The organism is Nostoc sp. XA010, from assembly GCF_020829625.1.
GTDB lineage: Bacteria > Cyanobacteriota > Cyanobacteriia > Cyanobacteriales > Nostocaceae > Nostoc.
Genome location: NZ_JAIVFX010000002.1, coordinates 488,290 through 510,353, shown reverse-complemented (window position 1 = coordinate 510,353; position 22,064 = coordinate 488,290). Strand labels below are relative to the sequence as shown.

At 40.6% G+C, this 22,064-nt stretch carries 21 protein-coding genes; 12 read left to right on the top strand and 9 right to left on the bottom strand.

Going from position 1 to position 22,064, the window contains the following annotated elements; all coding sequences use genetic code 11:
* Positions 1-16 precede the first annotated feature (16 nt).
* Positions 17-2,242, bottom strand: a complete 2,226-nt coding sequence (gene cas3, locus LC608_RS05210; RefSeq protein WP_229552505.1) for a type I-D CRISPR-associated helicase Cas3' — start codon at positions 2,240-2,242, stop codon at positions 17-19.
* Positions 2,243-2,342: 100 nt separating this feature from the next.
* On the opposite strand from cas3, the gene LC608_RS05205 reads away from it, so the two are divergent.
* The 5 genes from LC608_RS05205 to LC608_RS05180 all read left to right on the top strand — a co-directional run bounded on the left by LC608_RS05205 (position 2,343) and on the right by LC608_RS05180 (position 7,025).
* Entirely contained in the window at positions 2,343-3,209 is an 867-nt protein-coding gene (locus LC608_RS05205; RefSeq protein WP_229552504.1) for a WYL domain-containing protein, read from the top strand.
* Positions 3,206-3,472, top strand: a complete 267-nt coding sequence (locus tag LC608_RS05195; RefSeq protein WP_374108374.1) for a DUF4160 domain-containing protein — start codon at positions 3,206-3,208, stop codon at positions 3,470-3,472. Before LC608_RS05205 ends, LC608_RS05195 begins: the two co-directional genes overlap by 4 nt.
* A gap of 3 nt (positions 3,473-3,475) precedes the next feature.
* A complete protein-coding gene (locus LC608_RS05190; protein ID WP_229552503.1) occupies positions 3,476-3,769 on the top strand; it encodes a DUF2442 domain-containing protein in 294 nt (97 codons plus the stop codon).
* Positions 3,770-4,619: 850 nt separating this feature from the next.
* Positions 4,620-5,861 (top strand): aminoglycoside phosphotransferase family protein, encoded by a 1,242-nt coding sequence (locus LC608_RS05185; RefSeq protein WP_229552502.1) that lies wholly within the window; start codon positions 4,620-4,622, stop codon positions 5,859-5,861.
* An 81-nt stretch (positions 5,862-5,942) separates the two neighbouring features.
* A complete protein-coding gene (locus tag LC608_RS05180; RefSeq protein ID WP_229552501.1) occupies positions 5,943-7,025 on the top strand; it encodes a T3SS effector HopA1 family protein in 1,083 nt (360 codons plus the stop codon).
* Between the two features lie 265 nt (positions 7,026-7,290).
* On the opposite strand, the gene nifH is transcribed toward LC608_RS05180, so the two are convergent.
* From nifH to aroF, 3 genes are all read right to left on the bottom strand, one after another.
* Positions 7,291-8,184, bottom strand: a complete 894-nt coding sequence (gene nifH, locus LC608_RS05175) for a nitrogenase iron protein (RefSeq protein ID WP_229552500.1) — start codon at positions 8,182-8,184, stop codon at positions 7,291-7,293.
* A gap of 1,516 nt (positions 8,185-9,700) precedes the next feature.
* Positions 9,701-10,093 carry a hypothetical protein gene (locus LC608_RS05170; protein ID WP_229552499.1) on the bottom strand — a complete coding sequence of 131 codons (393 nt, stop codon included), beginning with the start codon at positions 10,091-10,093 and terminating at the stop codon, positions 9,701-9,703.
* A gap of 42 nt (positions 10,094-10,135) precedes the next feature.
* Positions 10,136-11,008, bottom strand: coding sequence for a 3-deoxy-7-phosphoheptulonate synthase (gene aroF, locus LC608_RS05165; protein ID WP_229552498.1), 873 nt, complete (start codon positions 11,006-11,008; stop codon positions 10,136-10,138).
* A gap of 894 nt (positions 11,009-11,902) precedes the next feature.
* Between aroF and LC608_RS05160 the strand changes: the two genes are divergently transcribed.
* The 6 genes from LC608_RS05160 to LC608_RS05140 all read left to right on the top strand — a co-directional run bounded on the left by LC608_RS05160 (position 11,903) and on the right by LC608_RS05140 (position 16,716).
* Positions 11,903-12,397 carry a hypothetical protein gene (locus tag LC608_RS05160; protein ID WP_229552497.1) on the top strand — a complete coding sequence of 165 codons (495 nt, stop codon included), beginning with the start codon at positions 11,903-11,905 and terminating at the stop codon, positions 12,395-12,397.
* Between the two features lie 179 nt (positions 12,398-12,576).
* On the top strand, positions 12,577-13,275 hold the full coding sequence (locus LC608_RS05155) for a pentapeptide repeat-containing protein (protein WP_229552496.1): 699 nt from the start codon (positions 12,577-12,579) through the stop codon (positions 13,273-13,275).
* A 199-nt stretch (positions 13,276-13,474) separates the two neighbouring features.
* Positions 13,475-14,332, top strand: coding sequence for a DUF72 domain-containing protein (locus LC608_RS05150; RefSeq protein WP_229552495.1), 858 nt, complete (start codon positions 13,475-13,477; stop codon positions 14,330-14,332).
* Positions 14,333-14,632: 300 nt separating this feature from the next.
* Positions 14,633-15,073 (top strand): hypothetical protein, encoded by a 441-nt coding sequence (locus LC608_RS05145; RefSeq protein ID WP_229552494.1) that lies wholly within the window; start codon positions 14,633-14,635, stop codon positions 15,071-15,073.
* Positions 15,074-15,163: 90 nt separating this feature from the next.
* Complete coding sequence (locus LC608_RS36790) at positions 15,164-15,295, top strand: hypothetical protein (protein WP_267870962.1); 132 nt, start codon at positions 15,164-15,166, stop codon at positions 15,293-15,295.
* 179 nt (positions 15,296-15,474) lie between these two features.
* The gene (locus tag LC608_RS05140; protein WP_229552493.1) at positions 15,475-16,716 is read left to right on the top strand and encodes a bifunctional sterol desaturase/short chain dehydrogenase; all 1,242 of its coding nucleotides are present in this window, start codon (positions 15,475-15,477) and stop codon (positions 16,714-16,716) included.
* A 178-nt stretch (positions 16,717-16,894) separates the two neighbouring features.
* Here LC608_RS05140 and LC608_RS05135 read toward each other — a convergent pair whose 3' ends face one another.
* The 5 genes from LC608_RS05135 to ahcY form a co-directional block, all read right to left on the bottom strand.
* Positions 16,895-17,281: a type II toxin-antitoxin system VapC family toxin gene (locus LC608_RS05135; protein WP_229552492.1), complete on the bottom strand. Its 387-nt coding sequence runs from the start codon at positions 17,279-17,281 to the stop codon at positions 16,895-16,897.
* A complete protein-coding gene (locus LC608_RS05130; protein ID WP_229552491.1) occupies positions 17,278-17,517 on the bottom strand; it encodes a type II toxin-antitoxin system Phd/YefM family antitoxin in 240 nt (79 codons plus the stop codon). The genes LC608_RS05135 and LC608_RS05130 overlap by 4 nt, the downstream gene beginning before the upstream one ends.
* Before the next feature lie 96 nt (positions 17,518-17,613).
* Positions 17,614-17,949: a XisI protein gene (locus LC608_RS05125; protein ID WP_229552490.1), complete on the bottom strand. Its 336-nt coding sequence runs from the start codon at positions 17,947-17,949 to the stop codon at positions 17,614-17,616.
* Positions 17,937-18,140 (bottom strand): element excision factor XisH family protein, encoded by a 204-nt coding sequence (locus LC608_RS05120; RefSeq protein ID WP_229552489.1) that lies wholly within the window; start codon positions 18,138-18,140, stop codon positions 17,937-17,939. The genes LC608_RS05125 and LC608_RS05120 overlap by 13 nt, the downstream gene beginning before the upstream one ends.
* Positions 18,141-18,687: 547 nt before the next feature.
* Entirely contained in the window at positions 18,688-19,965 is a 1,278-nt protein-coding gene (gene ahcY, locus LC608_RS05110; protein WP_229552488.1) for an adenosylhomocysteinase, read from the bottom strand.
* Positions 19,966-20,355: 390 nt separating this feature from the next.
* Between ahcY and LC608_RS05105 the strand changes: the two genes are divergently transcribed.
* Positions 20,356-22,020, top strand: a complete 1,665-nt coding sequence (locus tag LC608_RS05105; RefSeq protein ID WP_374108369.1) for a mechanosensitive ion channel family protein — start codon at positions 20,356-20,358, stop codon at positions 22,018-22,020.
* The last annotated feature ends 44 nt before the right edge of the window (positions 22,021-22,064 follow it).

Sequence of the window (22,064 nt, the reverse complement as noted above, 5' to 3'; positions counted from 1 at the left end):
AGCAGCTTAATCCCTATTAGGGATCTAAACATGGCGTTATCCATATTTCATCCCCTTTACTCTTAAACCAATCTCTCAAGGTATCTAGCAATAGTGCAGACTGACCAAAGGCAATGCAGTATGGTGGTGTATTATCTAAAACACTATATTGGTCACTAATTGGGTAAATGTGAAAGTGCATTGGCAATCTTCCTTGCTGACGTACTCTCTCTAAGGGAAAAGGCAGCAGATAACTAACTAATGCCTGTTTCTTCAATTGCTTGTTAATTTCACTAATCCAATAGTTTGCAGGTTGCCAAACCTGAATACCTAACAACACCTGCACATCCCAAGTATCAGCAAAGGGTTTCAAGTCGCCAGGATAAGTAAATTTCCAATCTAGTCTTTCTTCTCGATAGCGAAGTAATTTCATAAATCCTAGACAGTTTTTAAATCTGCCTTTGGGAATAGTTGTATCTGTACGTTCTGCTATCGCTTGTCGCAGTCGTTCAAATTCTGTCCCCTTCATCGGTTCAATTTCCAAGTTGCTGAGAATTCCAGGTAAATCGTAGGTTTTGAACTTATCAGCCTCATTTTTCTCGGTAGTGTCGTAAATTCCACACAGTAAAGGACTCTTACCCTGAAAACTCACAGCCTCCTCTAAAATAGGATTTCCCTTATCTGTTCCTGAAAGTTCGTGCCATTTTTCTTCCCATTCTTTGCTACGGACAAAGGCTGCTTTAAGACTGGCTTTTCTTTTGTCAGTGCTGAAAACTATCTCACAATCTTTCTTTAGTGCTTCCTGACTACCTGCTGCATATTGCTGTTTAATATTAGGATGTCCTAACTGTCGAACCAGTCGCATAGATTGAACAACACCCCATTTAAAATAATAGCCTGTAAAATCATTAATTTTGCGGTATTTATCCCTAATTTGATCGTGAAAAAATGGACGTTCATAAACTTCGCCTGACTTCAATAGTGGTGTTTCATCCTTCTCATGTTTTTCAAAAAGCCTTTTCACCAAAAATTCAGGGACAAGTGCATAAGCAGTAAAATTAGTAAAATTAATCTGCTGTCCGTCACGTTCATAACCATCATGTCGTCCCAGTCTGCCTAAACGCTGGATAAAATTACCTGCGTCTGCTGATTCAAAAAACAAGAAATTGATTTTGAAATCAACACCCACATCAATAGTGCTAGTTCCTAAAACTAAATCAGCATCTAGGGATTCTTCTTTAGTTTTTTTCCCAGATAAACCAGTATTTTCTTCAACGGTGAAATTATACGGCTGGAGAAAAGGTGTAAAAAAATCTTTTAATCGTTTTACAGCAGCAATAGAATTAAGAATAATTGCGCCTTTGCTACCTGGATGCTTTTGTAAATAATCTAAAATCAACGCTGCATTCTCTTTTAACCAAGTTTCCGAAGCTTTAGATGTAGGTTCTAAACCGATAAAATGCAATGATATTTGCCCTACAACTTTTCGCCAATCTGAAGTTTTTAGATGCTTGGATTCAGTAAGAGTATCAGGAAATTGATATTTATTCTCTTCAAGTGGATTAATTTCATGACAGCGAAAATCTGCTAATTTAAGCCTTTCAATTAATTGGGTATTTGGGGTAGCAGAAAAAAATAAAAACTTTTTACGCCTATTAGTGCGACGAATCAAAAGCATTGTGTTAATTACGCTGGCAATTTGTGGCGCTTTGAACACATGAAATTCATCAAAAAGAATGACATTAAAACGCTTATCTATTCTATTCCAGAGTTTATCAGGATTATCTTTATAAAGTAAATATGCCCCATAATGTAGATAGTGAAAAATATCAGGATTTGTAAGCAAAATTTCAGATTGCCCAGCGCGAGTTTCTAAAGCTACTCCTTTTTTCAAGTTTTTTTCTTCAGCATAAATTTCTAATTTTTGCCCACTTAATCGATTAACACGCGGTTTATGTTCAGGCTGAAATTTATCAATGTATCCTCTAATTTGTTTTTCTTGATCTCTAGCGAGTTCGTTTGTGGGATATAGCCCTAAAACTGGAGAGTGTCTTTGCAAAATATCTAGATATCCGGCGAGACTTTTACCATCACCAGTCATTGCAGTGTTGAACACGACATCAATATTTGGATCGCGCAACGCTTCTAAAGTTGCGGCTTGATGCCAAGAAAGTAACCAATCTTTAGGTAATTTCACCCCGTCAGGTGTCGGGACGGTTTGGGAGTAAACAGGCTTGAGAGTAATTCTGTAATTTTCGGACATACACTTAAATAGTGTCCGTAACTGGTTGTTAAAAACTATATTGGCACGCAAAATAGAAGTTGACAAGAGAAAACATGTACAAAGTATACGGACATTTTTAATGAGTCGAAAAGGTCAATCTATTACACTGTCGATATCAGAACGCGATAAAGCCGAGCTAGAAGCGATCGCTCGTGAATTCGGTATGATGTGGGGAGAGGAGCCTAACATCTCTAAGTTAATTAAAGCGATCGCTCAACGTAAGTTACTCATCGGTAACAATAACGATTGGAAAGAACCACGCATCAGGGCATTACATAGATGTATCAATGCGTTGACAGACATCGGGCAAATTGAACAAGCCCAAATCATTGCCAACTTACTTCTCGAACGCAGCGAATTATCATTACCGTTGCGGGGCGAAATCGAACGTTTCTTAGAGAATTTGCCCCCACCTTGGCGCTTAGAAATAGACCGCTATATTCTGCGTCAGCAGCCTTTTCAGCTTTCCTATCAAGATGCAACTGGACGTTTATTAAACTTTACGGTTCGCCACGCCAAAGTAGCACCCCACGAAAAGCGACAATATCTTGATTGCTGGTGCGAAGAAACAGAAGGAAACTTTGATATCCCAGAACTAGTTCACAACTGGAGTTTGCGATTAGACCGGATTACAGAAGCTGCTGTTATGCCAATTTCTGGTGAGTGGCGATCAAATTTGGCTGAGATAGAAGTGGAAATGCATCTATTTGCTGGCTTGGCTTTTGCCTATCAAGCTAAACCAGAAGACAATATTAATGAGTGGCTACCAGATAAAGCGCGAGTCCGGCGAGTTGTCAGGCGAGTATCTAGTACATTTTGGTTTAGCCGCGAAGTCATGCAGTATGCGCCAGATTGTGTAGTGATATTACCTCAGAATGTGCGCGATCGCCTCAAACAAAAACTCCTCACCCTCTGCCAGTTATATGATATCGAAACCAGAGGATAAAAGAATGCCAGAAATTAGCCGTTTTTTCGGAATTATCATCACCATGTACTATAACGACCATCCACCCCCACACTTTCACTCGCTACAATAACCAGAAAGCCATAGTCAGCATTCAAACCCTAGAAATTTTAGAAGGAGAACTGACTACCAGACTCTTTAAACTGGTAACGGAATGGGCAATTTTGCATCAAGTCGAACTGATGGAAGACTGGGAACTCGCTAGAGACAATCAAACCTTAGAGAAAATTTCCCCATTAGAGTAAATCATGCTCAAAGATATCATTGCAGTTGAACCAAGAGAAAACTATCAGCTTCATATCCGTTTTGAAGATGACGTTGAAGGAGTAATTGATATTAGTAAAATCGTTAAATTTACAGGTGTATTTGCGCCTCTGCAAGATAAAGAATACTTTACTACAGTTTGCGTCAACCCTGAATACGGAACAATTCAATGGGAATCGGGAGCCGACTTAGACCCAGATGTTATTTATGCTTTGATTACAAAACAGCCGATTCCACAATATCAACTAAGTGCTGTTTCATCTAATTCTGCCGATTGAAATTACAAAACCCTTAGTTGGATTTTCTTTGGTAGACATCTTGTCAACCAAACTTCATTATCAGCCAATACGGTTCAGTTAAGGTTAGGACTCTTTTTTTAACGTAGACGCGGAGCGGCTTGCCGCAGGCTACCACAGAGGCGCAGAGGACACAGAGAGAAAAGAGAAAAGAGAAGGAAAAATTGCTTAACTGAACTGTATTGCATTATCAGCCTGATTCAAATCATAGATATTCCTTTCTTTCCCTCTCCGACTCGGAGAGGGACGGTTTTACGTAGTAAAAGCAGGGAGAGGTCTTTTCATCCTTGACAAAAGTACACTTCCATAAGATGCACTCATGTAACCGTTATCTGCGATCGCCTATAGTCATCTACAATACGTAAGTAAAACAAATGACGTAATAACAAGGCTTCCAGACATCAATTCTGAAAATTAAAGAAAAAAATAATTACTAATTGCTTAAAAATTCCGGTTTATTTGGCTTTGGGGTGATAAATAAAAATAATAGCGTTGAATGCCATGTCTCCTACCACGAAGGATTACTGAAATTCTTCGCTGCTTTCAGGATGACTACTCAACATCAAACAACATCTGCCCCCTGCCTCTTATCAAAAGGTTCTACCATAAAAATTGCTCTAGATGTATCTAAGTAACTATGCTGATATCTAAAGATGCCACGGTATCTAGGAGCGAATTCTAAAGCAATTGTAAAAGACTTGGTGCCATTTTGGCAGGTTTTTATCCCAAATATGGGATATTAGTAGATTGTACAAATCTCTATTGTTATTCACTATCTACCGACAACTGCTGAGTACAAGTTTAAGTAATTTAATGAAGTAGGAAATAATACATGGTATTATCACTGTCTTCTCATAACGTTATCCAGTATCTGCTAGAAGCGGGGCTGTGTAGCTCAGAAGATGACGCATCAGATAAATCTGAGTTGCCAGGAAGTAGTAAGAACAATTTCGGTTTACTAGTGACTCTAGCAGATAATCGTCAACTGCTCATTAAACAAGAACGTAACGTTAACAACAATGACGCAGCGCCCCATGAATTGTTTCAGGAGTGGCTATTTCATCAGTTGCTCCAGCAGTTTCCCGTTCTTGGCAATATTTCCGCGATCGCATCCTTGGTAGTCCATTTTGACGAAGAAAATTCCATCCTTGTCCGTAACTACTTAGGTGAATATCGGGAACTTGCGACATTGTACCACAATAATGAGATTTGTCCACAAGAAATTGCCACTGCGATCGGCACTACTTTAGCAGGACTCCATCGCGCAACCTATAACCGCCGAGAATATAAGGATTTTATGGCAACTGCTCCCCAAGGAGAGTTTCGCTATGGCTTTTACAATCCGGCGCAAGGAGTAGAGTCAATTGGGCCGGAGATTTTTGGAACTGTTCCCACGGATGCGCTGAAATTCTATTTACTATACCAGCAGTCTGAGAGTTTGGAATCAGCGATCGCAGATTTGGCATACAACTGGAATCCTTGCTGCTTGACTCACAACGACCTGAAATTGAACAACATTTTGGTTCATTCTAGGTGGGAGAAACTAGATAATTGCCTAGTACGACTAATTGATTGGGAAGCTTGTTCTTGGGGAGATCCCGCTTTTGATTTAGGTACTTTACTAGCAAGCTATTTAGGAATTTGGCTCAAGAGTCTGGTAGTAGATCCCACCATTGAGTTAGAAGAATCTCTACATCTAGCATTGACACCGTTGGAGAGTTTACAACCTTCAATCATTGCCTTAATTAGGGCTTATCTAAATGCTTTCCCCCTGATTTTGGAATATTGCAATGACTTTATTGTGCGAGTTATCCAGTTTGCAGGGCTAGCACTGATTCATCAAATTCAGGATATGATTACCTGCCAAAAATCCTTTAATAATGCTGACATCTGTATGCTCCAAGTAGCTAAAAGTTTACTGACGATGCCGCAGCAAGGTGTACTGACTATTTTTGGGATATCAGAGTCAGAAATTATAAATCCTGTAGCAAAAATACATAAACTTCCTCAACCTATAAAAGAGCCACAGCTACTTCGTCTTTATTACGAAAAAACTCGGCTTCGCGGTTGTTAATAGTAGGGAGTAGAACAATTTTAAATTCTGGCTCCTGACTCCTGAATTCTGTTTTTTAAAGTTTAAGTTCTAAATGGATTAATGCTAAATTACTCTATCAATCAACCGCTAACTTCTCTATTCGACATTGCTAAAAATATCCAGATTGAGTCTAACTTTTGTATTTATCATCCCAATTATCAACCCTTTGGTCTACCGACTAAAATAGCCGAGAGATTTCAGCACAATTCTGTAGATTTACAACAGAAGTATCTCACTTTACTGCTGCGGAACTTTCTCTATGGGATCTATTACAATGGCTCTCTACAAAGTACTTTAGCAGTCAATACTGATACGCCAAAGCAGAATTTAACAGATAATTCCATTTTAGAAATTGATTGGAACTTTTACGAGCAATTGCACGCCAGTAATCACGGCATAGGTTACTTTGACCCTCAATGGCAGGTGTTACGTAAAGAACCTGATGGTACTATGGCGGTGACTAAAGGCGGTTTAACACTTTATGTTGAGCCAGACTGCCATCTAAAATCCAGCAAAAAATCTACCAAAGTGGGTGACATGGTAGCAATCTGGATGCCCAAAAATAGAATGCAAAATGGCTCTTACTTGGCAGTTAGCAATGTCGGACAGGAACGCCAGAGCAACCCCGATGCTGATTTAGGAGCAGGGCGAATTTACTTTAACTTTACCGCATCTGGTGCGATCGCTCTCATGGAAAGTCTCACACTGCAATTGAATGCAGCCTCGATTCCCTTTAGCTTTCAGGTTCTCCACAATCCCAGTGCATACGGACGCTATGATTCGGGATTGCTCTACTTTGAACTCCCCGACTATCCAGCGATTCGCACAATCCTTGAGGCTGTTTATTTAGAAAATCAATCCTATTTCCAGCCGGAAATTCCCTTGTTTACAAAATTTTTAGCACCAGGATTAGGTTTAGCCGAAGAACCAATCCAAAAGTTTGCAGCACAAGAAAGTTTTGGGATGAACCGTTGCCAAATTGTCGCTGATGCTTTATTTGAAGCTTGGCAAAAAGGTAAGAATGCGATGGAAGAACGGATGAGGACGATTGACAAACACTTTGCGCGACACCTAATAGATTTACAGCGTCCTTATCTTAATCCCAGTTCTGAGGATATATATAAGCCAATACACTTGGGTTAAGGGTAAAACTCTTTGTCAAAGTCAATTTTTTTAACGTATAAAACTTAGGTACAGATAATGGGAAATTGAACCACAGAGGCACAGAGAAGCCAGTGCGTTGGGTGGGTTCCCCGACTTAAAGCAACTAGCGCGACACGGAGTAATAAGAGTTTGAAATGTATTTTACTATCTAAATGTGGAATAGCTTAGATAAGAAACAAAGAAATACAAAAATTGGGAAAAGGGTGGGCAAGTTTGCCCACCCTAAACCATTATTTAATTGGTACTACTTTACAGGTGCTTGAGTAGCACTCTTGCCAACTAGCATTGCGGTATTTTCGTCGCTTTCGAGAATACCGAATTCAATCAACAACTCTTCTAACTCTTCCATCTCAATAGGGGTGGGGATAGTAAGGTTCTTGTTGTCAATTATCTTTTGAGCCAATGTCCGATATTCGTTACTTTGAGTGCTATCAGGTGCATACTCGTTAACAGTCATCCGGCGCAATTCTGCGTGTTGTACAATGTTGTCACGAGGTACGTAGTGAATCATTTGGGTGTTCAAACGTTTTGCCAAGGTTTCGATAAGATCGATTTCCCGGTCAACGTTACGGCTGTTACAAATCAAACCACCCAAACGCACACCGCCAGTGTGAGCATATTTGAGAACACCACGAGCGATGTTGTTAGCTGCATACATCGCCATCATTTCACCAGAGGTAACGATGTAGATTTCTTGTGCCTTACCTTCGCGGATAGGCATTGCGAAACCACCGCACACAACGTCTCCCAAAACGTCGTAACTTACAAAATCAACATCTTTGTAAGCACCGTTTTCTTCTAAGAAGTTGATGGCGGTGATAATACCACGACCAGCGCAACCTACACCAGGTTCAGGGCCACCAGACTCCACACAACGTACATCCCGGTAACCGGTCAGCATTACTTCTTCGAGTTCAATATCTTCTACAGCGCCGCGTTCAGCAGCTAATTGAAGAACGCTTGTTTGAGCTTTACTGTGTAGCATCAAACGGGTAGAGTCAGCTTTAGGATCGCAACCAACAATTAAAATGCGTTGACCCATTTCAGCCATAGCTGCAAGGGTATTTTGAGAGGTGGTAGATTTACCAATACCGCCTTTACCATAAAAAGCTATTTGTCTAATTTTTGGGTCAGTCATGGTTGTGTTTCCTACAATGATTTAATTGATGGGTTGTAAGCTTGATGTAGTTGTTTCCCCTTGGCGTCGTAGGGAAGTAGAGCCTGTTGTCGCTAGACATTGCATCCTGACAAAAGCAGTTAAAATCAGAACATATTTACCCACGAAGCGATAGCTTAAGAGGTAGAGAAATCTCTATTTCCTAATAACGAAGCCTTTAAAACTTTGACTTCAGCATTGTCAGTTGTTGTAACAGAATCCCAAATGGTTGCTCAAGCCTGAAGAGTGGTTGCAGCAGGAATTAAAATGAACGCAGATTTGTTCCCTGAACCACACAACCAACCAAATTGCAATCCACTCTAAATGGTCGCTGTAACTTCTCTGATTTTGCTGATATCAAGTCGCTAAGAACTTCTATAGCGCTTCTCGTTTCGTGATTGATGCAGTAGAATAAGTTTCAGCCCAAAAGTGATAGCTACAGGTGCAATACTATAATGCTTGCACAGGTAACGTCTAACACTCTGATTGAGACAATATCTTGGTGAGTTTTGACAGTATGGTTAAATTCCTAAAAATTGTGGAACAACACCATATTGCTTGAAGTTTTCCTTCCAAAAGTCAGTAACTGCTTCAACTTAGTTCGCGGTTGAAATTGTTTGCTTCCGCAAGAATAAGTTGGTAAATATTCTGCATTTCTATTGATTTGTCAGGCTGTACTAAGAGTCTTTCTTCCCAGACTCCAAGAGTAATCGCCTTTTGTCGGTAATGCTCTAGCTAGGTTAGCCAACTCTTATTGGCTCAGACCCAGATAAATTTCAATTGACTTCAAGTTGTTACAAAGGCTACTATCCTACTCAATCTAGTTTTAGATTTTAGTTACAAAAAGATGTAGCGAAGTGAAGTGGATTTACCAGAGCAAAAAAACTTTCTTGAGCTTGCCTCAAAGTTTCTTGAAGTCTTTTGTGCTTTTCCTTTTTTGATTCCTATAAAAACCATAACATACATCTCACTTGTTTATTTGTCGAATCTCAAGTTATTTATCTATTTCTCAGAACACTATCCTTAGGAGCTTTAGTAGCCATCAGTTCTACGTTCATAGGTTGCAAGTTAGTAAAATTATTTATCATATCTAATTTGTACAGTTAGATACTTTTGGGTATTTTATAAAAGTATTTAAAGCTAATGTTTGACAACAAAAACAATATTTCTTCTTTTTGCAAACAAAAATTTTGTCATAAAAGTAGATTAGATAACTTTTGCGATCGCACCATAGGCCCAACCCAAGCGATCGCAATCATAGTAAAGTTAAACAAGGTGAATTATAAAAAATAATCATAATATATAAAAAACTCTTTTTTAAAATGAAGGGAGTCAAGAGTTATATCATGTTCGCATAATTAGTTATGATTTCCACAGTCATTGCACCCCACTCCTTAATCCCCTCCCCAAGAATAAGGCTACGGTGTACACACAAGTGCTGTCCACATACGTTTCAACTCTTTGACCCACATTTTTGTCAGGAACATGATATTACTGATTAAAAATTAACTTCTGTTTTCACGTTTAGGTGTTTTGTACAGTCTGTAGCAGCTTCCGCCATCACGTTTCGGTGTTTCGCGCAGTCTGTAGCAGCTTCCGTCTTCCCTGTAGTAACTTCTGCCATCACGTTTCGGTGTTTCGCGCAGTCTGTAGCAGCTTCCGTCTTCCTTGTAGTAACTTCTGCCATCACGTTTCGGTGTTTCGCGCAGTCTGTAGCAACTTCCGTCATCCCTGTAGAAGGTTCTGCCATCACGTTTAGGTGTTTCGCGCAGTCTGTAGCAACTTCCGCCTTGAGGATAGCTACGAGTATCAGATGGCTGGAGGTTTTCGTAAAAGCGATCGCTATTTGTCTTTCAGCCAAAATAAATATTTTGACTGAGACATTCAACACAAGCGATCGCCTACGGCGGGAAACTACGCTCTCAACTGAAATTTAAGCAGCACAAAAAATCGGGGCGGGTTCAAAACCTGCCCCGATTGCTTCTGATATACTGCGCCCAACGGCTGTTGCTACAGGCTTTAAGCTGTCAACTAAATGCACCATATCTTCTAAAGAAAGTGCTTGACGAGCATCAGAAACAGATTTTTCTGGTTCTGGGTGACACTCAATAATTAATCCATCAGCACCGCAAGCGATCGCAGCTCTAGCCACAGGTGCTACCAACTCCCGTTTACCGACGGCATGGGAAGGATCTACAATTACAGGCAGGTGAGTTATTTGCTTAAGTGCTGCCACTGCTCCTAAATCCAGGACGTTACGGGTGTAATCATCGAAGCTGCGGATACCTCTTTCGCACAACACCACATCAGGATTCCCGTGGCTGAGGATATATTCAGCAGCCATAACAAATTCTTCAATTGTCGCTGCTAACCCACGTTTGAGCAGTATTGGTTTACCAGCTTGTCCCAAAGCTTTGAGCAAGTCGAAGTTTTGCATATTGCGGCTACCAACTTGAAGCATATCAGCATGGGCGGCGACTATTTCAATTTGAGAAATTGACATAACTTCGGTGACAACTGGCATATTGTAATGCGATCGCACCCTTGCCAAAATTTCCAATCCTTCTTCTCCCATACCCTGGAAAGCGTAGGGAGATGTGCGGGGTTTGTAGACACCGCCACGCAACCCCTGCACGGATGCAGTAGATAGCTTTTGGGCGACTATCTCCATTTGTTCTAAGCTTTCAACAGTGCAGGGGCCGCCGATAATTACCAGTTCTTCGCCCCCGAAAGCGACTTTTTCTGAAATTTTAACGATTGTCTGGTGGTTTGGATGAGATTGTGCGGCAAGTTTGGCCTTAATCATGGTTCCGTTCTCCTAAAAATTGAGTATTGGGCACTATTTTGCGATAACAAAAAAGCCCGAAACCTTTGAAAAGTTCCGGGCGCGTTCTGAATCATCGACATGACGCTACTTACCCGGAATTTAGTCTGGGCCAAAAGTAAAAGCCATAAAACCAGCTATTCAAATAAGTCATGACAATGAAATTCTCCTTAAAACAACAAAAACCGCAGAGTTTGCTCTGCGGTTCACCGGGCGGTTTCCGTTAGGAAACTCAATTCACTCCCGGTGAACCACCCTAGACCAAAAATAAAAGTAGGAATTTGTGTGAAGCATTTGTGGGGCTTTTGCTGGAAACTTAATAAATATACTTATTTAAAGTAACATTAACAGGAACACTAGGCGGTGTCAAGACCCCCACAAACCATAAAAAAAGCGATAGACTCAGTACAAATGTGGGAGTAAAGACTAGTAAGGCTTGGCAAAATTCAAAATCACGCCCTGTTCTGATTGTGTAGTGAAGTGAAGTGCTAGTTGCTTGTTTGGGTAGACAAAGAAAGCTACTTGTTATTAGATATCACTCTAGTTAATAAGTTTACAAATTATTGTTGTGTCATGACTAATGGGTAGTGTAGATGATCAAAAATCAATGGTGAAAAATCTAAAAATTCAGAATTTGGCGATTCTCTAAAAGAATAGAATACAGCCAAATCAAGGTCATCAGAGAGAACTCTAAATGGTGACTTCCGTCTCTGAGAAGTTTAAAAAGCCAGGATTGAGAAGTTAAAATATATAATTCTCCTGACTTGTCACCTCACCTTGCGAAAGCTTATTGCAGACAACTGACGATTGCCATACATTATTCTTACCCAAGTCCTCATTGACCAGATCAACTTTTTAGGATCATTCAGTTTGATTATGCCCAGTTCCAAAATCTTAGCCCAATCTTTCGACTATTATGGAGTTTACCCTTGCCCAGTATGTCGGATAGGTAAGATTTCTCACATGCCAATGATGGAAGCTATGGCTTGTGACTTTTGCCAAGAGATTTTTACAGTCAACTTAGAACTAGAGCAAATCAAGATGCCTTCTAGACAACCACCCTTAATTTGGCGTTGGAATGGGTTTAGTTGGACAGAAGGCCAGTTGGAAGGCGTGGAATTAGGTTGGGGTTATGGACTAGCAGCAGCAGTTTTTGTAATTCTTCCCACTACTCTAATTGGCATAGTAGCTTACTATTTCCCTGCTAATCTTAAAGAACCCATTACCTGGACGCCATATATTTGGACGATATTAACTTTCTTATCACATTTATCAATTATTGTTTGGATTGTGATTGAAATTTATCAGATTCCAGTTGCAGCATATTTAAGAGCGATCGCTCGATGGAGAAATGGGCAGATGAGGGGATGAGGGGGCAGGGGGCAGGGAGCAGGGGAGAGAATAAAAAATTACCTCTTTCCCCTCTGCCCCCTGCACCCCGCCCCTCTGCCTCTTTTCAATGCCCAATGCCCAATGATCAATAACAAATGATGCAGCGAATAAATGGCTCCATCACTCATAATTAAGTTGATTGTCCACCAAAATATCGTATGAGCGATCTGGAGCACTACTATAGAGTTTTGGAATTAGAGCCTGGGGCAACACTTGAAGAAGTGAACCAGGCTTACAAAGATTTAGTCTTTGTTTGGCATCCCGATCGCATTCCTAAAGACAATCTCCGTTTACAGCAGAAAGCACAAGATAAGCTGAAAGCCATAAATGAAGCTCGTGAAAAGTTGCGTTCTCTAAAAACCAAACATCAAACCACACATCACTCACCGCCACCTCAACAGGAAAAACGATCTCAAACAACCCAGAAACCATACTCACCGCCACCTCAACAGGAAAAACCATCTCAAACAACCCAGAAACCACCAAAGCAAAACTCAGACTTGAGTGGCAAAGATTACAGTCGGGCAAATTTGAGCAATAAAGACTTATCTGGCAGAAATCTGAGTTATGCCAATTTGAGCGGTGCTAATCTTAGTGATACTTTTATGCACAAAGTCAACCTCAGAGGGGCGGATTTATCTGAAGCAAATTTATTTCGAGCAAACCTACTTTTAGCGGATCTCAGGGAGGCAAATTTACGCGCTGCTAATTTGATTGGAGCGGATCTCAGTGGGGCCGACTTGCGAGGAGCCGACTTAACGGGAGCGCGGATTCGCTCTGGTGAGCGCCTTCTGGTTAAACTAGTTGGTACTAACTTAGCAGGGGCAATTATGCCTGATGGTTCAATTTTTCAATAGCTGAGGCTGTGCTATGACACAGAGTGTATGAATTACTCAAATGAAAAAGCAATCAAGCAGTTCTTGTTTGGATGCAACAGATGGTAGGGGCACAGCATTGCTGTGCTCTTACAAGTTAAGTGACTTGCGGTACTAGCTTTATCCATCTCTACAACCTGCCTGTAAAATTGAATATGATACATCAAAGCGTTTAGGCACTGTGAACTTTTTTATCGGTTGTGCTGTTTGGGCATATAAAGGTTGGGTGGGCGAACTCTATCCCCAAGGCACTCGTACTGCCGAGTTTCTGAATCTCTACAGTCGTCGCTTCACCACTGTAGAAGGTAACACCACCTTTTATGCCGTGCCTAACGAAGAAACTGTAACCCGTTGGGCTGCCGAAACACCAGCAGGGTTTGAATTTTGTCTGAAATTACCGCGAGATATTACCCATCAAGGATTGCTAAAACCTTATATTCCGGCTGCATTAAAATTTCTGGAAGGGATGCGTCCTTTAGGTAAACGTCTTGGCCCGGTATTTGCCCAGTTACCACCCAGTTATGCACCTACATTGCTTGACGATTTGACCAACTTTCTGGAAGCTTGGCCACGTACAGAAGCACCCCTAGCGTTAGAAGTTCGGCATCCCGACTGGTTCAGAGAACCCCATGCAAGTAATTTGACGACACTTTTAGAAAAGCTAGGTGTGGGACGGGTATTGTTAGACTCGCGCCCCATTTATACTGGAGATGATGACCCTCAATTGCAATCGGAACGACGTAAACCCAAATTACCGTTGCAATTGAGTGTGACAGCACCTTTTACTCTGATTCGATTTATTTCGCATCCAAATTTATCAGTGAATCAGCCGTTTATGGAAGAGTGGGTGAGACAGATTCAGCAATGGTTGCAAATGGGAGTGCGAATTTATTTCTTTGTTCATTGTCCAATAGAAGCGCGATCGCCTAACACAGCCCGTCACTTCCAACAGCTATTGGAACAGAGTCATACACCAGTTCCACCCCTACCTTGGAATAACCTTGAGCATCCCCCTAATCAACTCAGTTTATGGTCTTGAAAGGCAGGACGCAAGGAATAGGGGAAGTAAGCCCACAGAATGAGATTTCTAATTTTTTTACTTTTACAAAATATCTCATGTTTAGTAATTAAAAAAAAGAGCGATAATTAGTGTTACGATACTTTTTTGTTAAAGCTTGATATTCCTTTTTGCTTGACAAAAGGGGTAATAGCCCTCTTTGTTAAATGGCGATGAGGGTTTAAGCGATAGATAAATATATTTAACAGAAAAGTATTGATTTTTAATGTGAATGTGACTTAAGCGAATTTTTTGAGAGCAGTTACACCAAAGGAGGTTGAGATGAGTCGTCTTCTTTATGAAAATTCAGTCTCCTACAAAGGATATCTCATCATTCCATTTGTTTTTGGGAAACTTGATAATTACGAGATTTATTCGTATAAATTGCTATCCGAGGTTGGGCACAAAAGCCAATTTCATAAAGCAGAGAACCCAGCAGGAATCTATGGAAATAGCGTTAGTAGTATCGTTGATATTGCTAAAGAACATATTGATCAAAATTCCGAGTTTGTTAGTCGCAAGGATAGTTTTAAGTCTCGCTACATTTACCGAAACAATTTGATAATTATTTCCCAAGAAGGTGACAAATGTTTTTATGACCATTATCCACCAGAGTTATTGAATAATATTGCAGCTCCAAAATTATTCAAATCCGAATATGAATGTCTGAGTTGGATTAAGCAAGGGCTTAATGGGCAACATCTGCGGCAAAGAGCTATTTGAAGAAGTTAAGAGGCAGGAGTTAATCCTTAAAACAAGCTTAATTATGGTTTTAAGAACTAACTTCTGTACCTTACTAAGTTAAAATATGCTATGGATTTTTCATTTGTGCCAGAAGCAGCACGAGCCGAAGTTATTCGCTTCACACGTTGGCAATTAAGTATTTATACTGCTGCGATCGCTATCTCAATTGCAGTTGGTCAACCTTGGTTTTTGCTCTATTGAACTGGGATATTGTAGCTAAATTCGGACGGTTGGTAGTATAAGCGATGGAGGGCATTGAATATTGCTGTCTCCCACTCCCTACTCCCTATTCCCTTTAATTTTTATTTGCTCTAGACTCGACCTTAACGCACCTTTATCAGATCATGAAGAATGATTAAGAAAAACGAGTATAGACAAACATGATAAAAATGCTAGCTGAAAACTTGATTGGAATTGAAGCAAGATTACAAATTAATTGGGTTTGGTTAAATGCCAGCTTGCAGTTTGTCATTTGGGGAGTTTTTTCACTTTTACTTGCTGAGGTCTTCAGAGACAGCTACCATGCTTTGTGTCACCAAGTCAATTGGCTTGCTAAATGGCACAACAAGCACCACATGGCTTATCGCCGTGATTTATCAATAGTTTCCCTGAAAGTTTACCAAGAATCCCAGCTCTATCACGACATTTTAGAGTCGAGTTTACTGCTGGTGGTATTGGTAGTCATTGCCTTAATTGTCCAGCAAATGGGTTTATGGCTGGGAGTAGCTTATGGTTGCACCTTCTTGTATGGCGCGTCTGTACGATATTTCCAGGGAAAAATTGATACAGACTACAACCACCTACCCGGCCCTTTAGAGACAATACCATCCCTTTGGTGGGTGAATCGGTCTTACCATTGGCGGCATCATTTTGATGATGTCAACGCTTACTACAGTGGTGTCTTTCCTCTAGTGGATAAAATTCTTGGTACAGGACTGTCTCTTAAAGGTAAAACCATCGCTTTAACAGGAGCATCAGGAGCGCTGGGACAAGCGTTGGTGGCTGAACTTGTAAAGAATAATGCAAAAGTCGTGGCATTAACCACTAATCCAGAAAAATTAGTAGAGCAAGTTGGGGTGAAAGTAGTTCCTTGGCAGTTGGGCAACGAACCCAATCTAAAGGATAGTTTAGAGAAAGTAGATATTTTAATTATCAACCACGGAATCAATGTCTACGCCAGCCGCACATCGGAGGCTATCAACTCCTCTTATGAAGTGAATACCTTTTCAGCGTTGCGGTTGATGGATATATTTTTGACAACTGTAACTGGCCCACAAGCAAAAGCAACGAAGGAAATCTGGGTAAACACTTCTGAGGCTGAGGTTTCTCCAGCGCTGAGTCCCCTTTATGAACTCAGCAAGCGATCGCTAGGAGATATTGTTACCCTAAAGCGTTTGGACGGGGATTGTGTAATTCGCAAGTTAATTCTTGGCCCATTTAAGAGTCAACTGAATCCTTATGGAGTGATGTCTGCACAACAAGTTGCTCGTGCGATCTTATTTTTGGCACGGCGAGACTTCCGAAATATTATTGTGGCAATAAATCCTCTTACCTATCTGCTGTTTCCCTTAAAGGAAACTAGCACATCGCTATACTATCGACTTTTTAGCCGGAAACAATGATTATCACGTAGGGGCTATTGATGAATAGCCTCTACAGTGTTTAGCTTTGCGTAGGCGTAGCCCGCCGCAGGCATCGCTCCGAGTGAGTGCCGATATATTTAATGTTGAAAAAAGCATACTATTATGCACTTTTAAAGTGGAAAGGCTGTTCTCTTCTAGATTTTGAGCAATTATTACCCTAATATAAAACACTGACCGAGTAGAAACGAATTGCTGGGTCTACAGTTACAATTGTTAAATTATGTTGTAAAGCTTGACAAATCAACATTCTATCAAAAGGATCACGATGTAATAATGGTAATTTTAATAGTTGAGCAACACTTTCTTCATCTAAGTTCAGACTACTGATTAAATGCTGCTGACGCTGTTTAGGAAGGTAGATTTCAGGTGATTCCGGTAATGGTAATTTACCTAACTGATATTTAACAGTTGCTTCCCAAACTGAAACGCAACTTAAATATACGTCGTTGTTTAAATCACGAATGCTATTTTGTAAATTAATTGGTAATTTTTGATCGCCACTAATAAACCATAAGAAAATATGGGTATCTAACAATAGTTTCATTTCCCTTCAAAACTATTTAATATCTCTTCCGGTAAGGGACTATCAAAATCGTCTGGAACAATGAACTCCCCAGCGCATAAGCCATAAGGTCTAATTGGTTGAGAGGTCGCTGAAACTGGTTTAATTTCTGCAATAGGTTTACCTGCTTGCATAATAATAATACTTTCTCCTGCCGCTACTTGTTGAAGATAGATAGTTAGATTTTGCTGGATTTCATCAACTGTTACGGTTAACATGAGATGTGTATGTAGGAATATTTCTAGTATATCAAGTTGAGAGTTTGAAGCTATAGCAACTACTATTCCAGATTTAGCAGCAGCTTTTAGGCTTAATTAATTAACTGCAAATTCAGTATACTCCCTGATATCGGGTGGTTGGAAGGCGAGAACAATTTGATTTTTAGGAATACCAGCGTTAACAAGTTCGTTGGCTATACCGTATTCTGTACCATCTCTTTGAATCCAGATTTTATCGTTGATAATGTCAATATGGACTAAGCAACCATGCACCCGTTGATTATTTTCCCAGCCTAATGTTAGTAGTAGGTAATGGTTGGCGGTTTGGTCTATAATTAGCTGTCTTTCTAGTTCTCCGTAAGCATAGGTAAGTTGGGCGTATTCGGTTAATATTTTTTGAATGATTTGGCGATAAATATCTAAGGTATCCATTGCAGTACCACTTCTCGTTTGGAGTCGAAGACAAGTAAACAAAAGCGTTGATTTTCTAATAATATTTTACCAATTGGTTCTTGAAATAGTTCTGAGTAGGTTTCTTGACGAATAGCCAGATACAAGCGGCGGTCAGATTCTAAGCGAGTGAGAATGTCGTAACCCACATTCCGCACTTCAAGAAGTAACATAAACAAACTACACTCACCAGCAATTCAAAACTATAGTAAAAAAAATTAAATAATAATCAAAAATAAATTATGCACGCCAAAAATCTAGCTTTTTTATTGTGTTTAAAAAGCTAGTAAGACAACAATATTTAATTGAATTTATTCAATCAGTTATGAAAACATAAGACTATACAATAGTGAATTAAAGATTTGAAAACTAAGACAATAAATAATATTTTTGACAAGCTGTAGGCAGGAATTGTAAGATTCGACAACGTTCCTCAGTCAAGTTAAGAATCCTATAAACTCCTTGTGTAATCAGAAAATGAAACCCTTAAAAACATTGAAATATCCAACGCAAAGTAGGGGATTCTGTGGATTTATTCAGTTGATTTTTAACTGCCGCTTTTTGGGTCTTTATATATGGGACTCCTGTCTGATTTATGAACAATATTTAATATAAAGCCCCTTTTAAAAGCTTTTCATTTCCCTTTGCGTTCTCTGCGTGAGAAACAAAAAAAGGGATAAGCAAAACGCCTATCCCCGAAAAAATCAACTAATCAATGTATCAAGTTCCGCTTGTCCAAGAATTGATGTACTCAATTTGATCTGCTGTTAGGCTATCAATCGTGATACCAATAGCCTGCAACTTCAACCGAGCAATTTCTTGATCAACTTCAACAGGAATTGAGTGCAAACCAGGTTCCAACTTACCTTTATTCTTCACCAAGAATTCACAAGCCAAAGCTTGGTTCGCAAAACTCATATCCATTACCGCGCTGGGGTGTCCTTCAGCCGCAGCTAGGTTAATCAAGCGTCCTTGTCCGAGAACGACAACTGATTTACCATTTTTCAACTTGTACTCTTCAGTGAAAGGACGAACTTCTTTGATTTCCTTAGCATTTGCAGCCAAGTATTTCAAATCAAGTTCCAAGTCAAAGTGACCGGAGTTACAAACGATCGCACCGTCTTTCATGACATCGAAGTGTTCACCGCGAACGACGTGCTTGTTACCTGTCACAGTGATAAATATATCACCTTGAGGTGCAGCTTCAGCCATTGGCAGGACGCGGAAGCCATCCATTACGGCTTCAATTGCCTTGATGGGGTCGATTTCGGTAACGATCACGTTAGCACCCATCCCACGGGCGCGGAGGGCTGTACCTTTACCACACCAGCCATAACCGACGACGACAATGTTTTTACCAGCCAACAAAATATTTGTGGCGCGGATAATGCCATCTAGGGTTGATTGCCCAGTACCATAGCGATTATCAAAGAAGTGCTTGGTGTCGGCGTCGTTGACGTTGACTGCGGGGAAGGTGAGTACGCCTTCTCTAAACATGGCGCGTAACCGCACAATGCCAGTGGTGGTTTCTTCGGTACTACCAATCAAATCAGCGATTTGGTGTTGGCGTTGTTGGATCAAAGTTGCAACCACATCGCTACCGTCATCAACAATAATGTTGGGGCGATGATCTAAAGCTATTTGAACGTGGCGGTTATAAGTTTCGTTATCTTCGCCTTTTTGAGCAAAGACGGGAATTTCATGATCCAAGACGAGGCTAGCGGCTACGTCATCTTGTGTTGATAAAGGATTGCTAGCAATTAAAAGCGCATCTGCACCACCAGCTTTCAGAGCGATCGCCAAATGTGCTGTTTCTGTTGTAATGTGGGCGCAAGCTACAAGGCGTAAACCAGCGAAGGGTTTCTCGATAGCAAAGCGATCGCGGATTTGCCGCAAAACTGGCATTTCGCGTCCAGCCCATTCAATACGCTGTCTACCCAAGGCAGCTAGGCCGAGGTCTTTAACCTCGTGCTTTAATCGGGGAGAAGTTGCGGTCATCAAAAGTTACCTCAAAAAATAAAAAAAAGCTACGTAAATTTTACGCACTCTACTAGGCTATTCTACGACTGGCGATTTTTGCTTTTAAGAAAAGCAAATCACTAGTCAATAGTCCTCAAAACTAGCTTGACGTTTGATCAGCATAATGTCAACTTCATTCCCAGGTTCTTCCTTTTTGTTTTATTTTTGGAAAAAGTAAGACCTTTTAACCTTTACCTGCTGACTTTAAGTACATCGTCATCTGTCTAAAGATATAAGGTGAACAGAAAAATATCAAAATTTTATCATCTCAAAGCAAAACCTCAACTTTAGATAGGTACATCTACCCAAAGTAATTAAGCAGGATAGTTGAAGTAGTGATTAATCGATTTTACTCAAGGAGGTGTTTGAGTGCGCTTTCAATTTTTGGCGTTGGCTTTGCCCGCCGTAGGCATCGCTAGTTCAATGACTATAGCTGTTGTATCTGTGCCAAAAGCCACAGCCCAAATTCCTTTGTTACCGCAACTGCTACCATCTCCCAGCAGTGTGAGTAATGATGCAAATAATAGACTTGTTACAGGCTGGATTTATTTAGATGGTCGTCGGTTATTTCAGATAGCGGCATCAAGAAGCAACTTTCCTGAGCGTTCAGAAGATATCCAAAAGAAGTTGGAGAAAATTGCCAAAAATTACTTCCAGTCACCAGCAAAAACAGCAGTCAAGGTAGAAGTTCGCAAAGTAAACGACTTACCAGTAATTTATATCAACGGTCAATACCTGATGACCATCACTTCTGAGGATGCTGGATTGCGAGAAGTAGATATGTTGACATCAGCAAATCAAATCGCCGAATCGTTACAAGAAGACTTGCAACAAGCAAAGCAAGAAAGACAAACTCAATTTTTAATCGACCAAGGCAAAATTGCTGCGGGCATTGGACTGACAATGATTGTGATGAGTTGGGGGGTATATAGCTGGCAAAGGCGTTCCAAAAACGATGCAGTATACCCCCTTGCCTCCCAACCCCCCAGAGGGCCCCTACCAACAGCAGCAGCCCAACCAATTACAACCCAACTGAATCAACAGCAACATCGACATATCCAAGAAGTCAAAAGACGACTGTTTCAGCTAACTCAAGCCGGAATTTGGGGAGGTGGAAGTTTCATTATTTTAGGTCTATTTCCCTACACACGACCATTTCAGGTAGCGATTCTCACAGCTGCCCAATTTCCTTTGCGATTAGGTGTTGTGTTCTTGGGAACTTACGTAGTAATCCGTCTCATCTATGCCCTCATTGACCGCTTCACCACCACTCTGATTAGCAGTGGTGCTTTATTGACTCCAGAAAGTTCTGAACGGCTGCAACTGCGAGTTTCCACATTTTCTGGCGTGACTAAAAGCATCGCTACTGGTATCTGCGTAGGAGTAGGCTTCTTGCTAGCGCTGTTATCATTGGGCATAGATATCGTTCCCTTGCTAGCGGGTGCAAGTTTAGTTGGTGTTGCGGTGTCTCTAGCTTCGCAAAACTTAATTAAAGATGCGATTAACGGTTTTCTGATCATTTTAGAAGACCAGTACGCTTTAGGCGATGTGATTAATGTGGGAAACGTGGGAGGCTTAGTAGAAAATCTAAATCTGCGGATGACTCAAGTGCGAGATTCCGAAGGGCGCTTGATCACAATTCCCAATGGTGAAATTAAAGTTGTTGCCAATCTTTCTAGCCGTTGGTCACGAGCCGATTTAACAATCCCCATTGCCTACCAAGCCGATATTGAAAAGGCTTTGAAGTTGATTGAAAGTATTGGTTTTGAGATGGATAAAGATCCGCAATGGGAACGTCAAATTTTGGAAACACCGCAAGTTTTGGGGATAGATCAATTTGGCGATCGCGGTTTGATTATTCGTGTATGGATTAAAACACAGCCCCTCAAACAATGGGATGTAGCACGAGAGTTTCGCCGCCGCCTGAAAGTTGCTCTAGACGAAGTTGGAATTTCCATTTCTGTGCCTCAACAAGCAATTTGGGTCAATGATGAGCAATCGTTAAATTTTCAGGGTAATGGCAAAGCTAATTAGAAACAGGCCTTACGCACTCAAAACCTAATACCTCGTTCGCGTAG